General features: G+C 60.8%; 2 protein-coding genes. One reads left to right on the top strand and one right to left on the bottom strand.

What is annotated here, in order from left to right; genetic code table 11:
- Positions 1-208: 208 nt before the first annotated feature.
- Positions 209-1,729 (bottom strand): aldehyde dehydrogenase family protein, encoded by a 1,521-nt coding sequence (locus tag DBR24_RS02430; protein ID WP_095048794.1) that lies wholly within the window; start codon positions 1,727-1,729, stop codon positions 209-211.
- Positions 1,730-2,046: 317 nt separating this feature from the next.
- On the opposite strand from DBR24_RS02430, the gene DBR24_RS34740 reads away from it, so the two are divergent.
- On the top strand, positions 2,047-2,190 hold a 144-nt coding region (locus tag DBR24_RS34740), incomplete at its 3' end, for a hypothetical protein (protein ID WP_177490406.1).

Raw genomic sequence — 2,190 nt, 5'->3', positions numbered from 1 at the left:
AAAACCTGAATGACGGGTACGCAAGGGCCGTGCCAGAGCGGCCAGGCCTTGTGTTGTGTCATTGAGGACGCCATCGCTGGCAAGCCAGCTCCCACAGGTTTCTGTGGTGTACCCATTATCGAGATCTGCAGAGATCCCTGTGGGAGCTGGCTTGCCAGCGATAGCTATTTGGAGGGCAACACTGAAACATCAGTGTTGCCCCGGGTTTTTAGAAGAAGCCCAGCGGATTGATGTCGTAGCTCACCAGCAGGTTTTTGGTCTGCTGATAGTGATCGAGCATCATCTTGTGGGTTTCACGGCCGACGCCGGACTTCTTGTACCCGCCGAACGCGGCGTGCGCCGGGTACAGGTGGTAGCAGTTGGTCCACACGCGACCGGCCTTGATCGCCCGGCCCATGCGGTAGGCGCGGTTGATGTCGCGGGTCCACAGGCCGGCGCCGAGGCCGAACTCGGTGTCGTTGGCAATCGCCAGGGCTTCGGCTTCGTCCTTGAAGGTGGTGATGCTCACCACCGGGCCGAAGATTTCTTCCTGGAACACGCGCATCTTGTTGGTGCCCTTGAGCAGGGTCGGCTGGATGTAATAGCCGGTCGCCAGACTGCCCTCGAGTTTTTCCACCTTGCCGCCGGTCAGCAGCTCGGCGCCTTCACCCTTGGCGATTTCCAGGTACGACAGGATCTTGTCGAACTGCTGCTCGGACGCCTGGGCGCCGACCATGGTGTCGGTGTCCAGCGGATCGCCACGCTTGATCTGGCTGACTTTCTTCATCACCGCTTGCATGAATTCGTCGTAGATCGACTCCTGCACCAGTGCGCGCGACGGGCAGGTGCACACCTCGCCCTGGTTGAAGAACGCCAGCACCAGACCTTCGGCCGCTTTCTCGATGAAGCTCGGCTCGGCCTGCATGATGTCTTCGAAGAAGATGTTCGGCGACTTGCCACCCAGTTCCACGGTGGACGGAATGATGTTCTCGGCTGCGCACTTCATGATGTGCGAGCCGACCGGGGTCGAGCCGGTGAAGGCGATCTTGGCGATGCGTTTGCTGGTGGCCAGGGCTTCGCCGGCTTCTTTGCCGAAACCCTGCACCACGTTGAGCACGCCCGGTGGCAGCAGATCACCGATCAGCTCCATCAGCACGCAGATGCCCAGCGGGGTTTGCTCGGCAGGCTTGAGCACCACGCAGTTGCCGGCGGCGAGTGCCGGGGCGAGTTTCCACGCGGCCATCAGCAGCGGGAAGTTCCACGGGATGATCTGGCCGACTACGCCCAGCGGTTCATGGATGTGATAGGCCACGGTGTTGCCGTCGATTTCGGCAGCGCTGCCTTCCTGAGCGCGCAGGCACCCGGCGAAGTAGCGGAAATGGTCGGCGGCCAGCGGGATATCGGCGTTGAGGGTTTCGCGGATGGCTTTGCCGTTGTCCCAGGTTTCGGTGATCGCCAGCAGCTCGAGGTTCTGTTCGATGCGGTCGGCGATTTTCAGCAGGATCAGCGAGCGCGCCTGCACGGAGGTCGCGCCCCACGCATCGGCAGCGGCGTGGGCGGCGTCCAGTGCCTTGTCGATGTCTTCGGCAGTGGAGCGGGGGAATTCGGCAATCGGTTGGCCATTCACTGGCGAGGTATTGGTGAAGTACTGACCTTTGACAGGCGCGACAAACTCGCCGCCGATGTAGTTACCGTACTTGCTCTTGAACGAGACTTTGGCGCCTTCAGTACCGGGGTGAGCGTAACGCATGATGATGTTCTCCTTGGCTTTGTACTTATTAGAGAAACGCGCAAGTGCGCTTGCTATAAGCGTAGAGCAAAGGCCAGGCCACTGCCGTGCAGGTCAGGCAAATCAAGGCCTTGCGTGTTTTGTGTCGGACGGGCGGGCGGTGCCTGTGATGGTTTCGGTACAGAGGGGGTGACAGTGTGTACCGCTTTTGGCACAGCCGGTGACCGAGCAGTCTCGCCAGCATTGCAATGCGCCGATGGCTGGAGGATGCTGACTGCAAATCGCCCAGATGCCAGCCAATAAACAGGCGGCACTGATCTCGGGGAGAATAATAAGAAATGCACGACAACCATTTGAGTCGCCATGCCCAACAGGTGCTCACCGTGACCCAGGGCAAACCGCACCTGCACGGGCCCGGTGCCGACCCGTCGATTGCCCGCTCGTGGCTGCGTTGTCTTGAGGACTATCACCTCGACCCGGCC

The sequence above is a fragment of the Pseudomonas sp. HMWF006 genome (genome assembly GCF_003061205.1).
In the GTDB taxonomy this organism is placed as follows: Bacteria; Pseudomonadota; Gammaproteobacteria; order Pseudomonadales; family Pseudomonadaceae; genus Aquipseudomonas; species Aquipseudomonas monsensis.
This window is presented reverse-complemented; position numbering and strand designations above follow the sequence as displayed.

Excerpts from the sequence above, each read along its gene's own strand:
- DBR24_RS02430 (WP_095048794.1), bottom strand. The coding sequence starts at position 1,729 with ATGCGTTACGCTCACCCCGGTACTGAAGGCGCCAAAGTCTCGTTCAAG.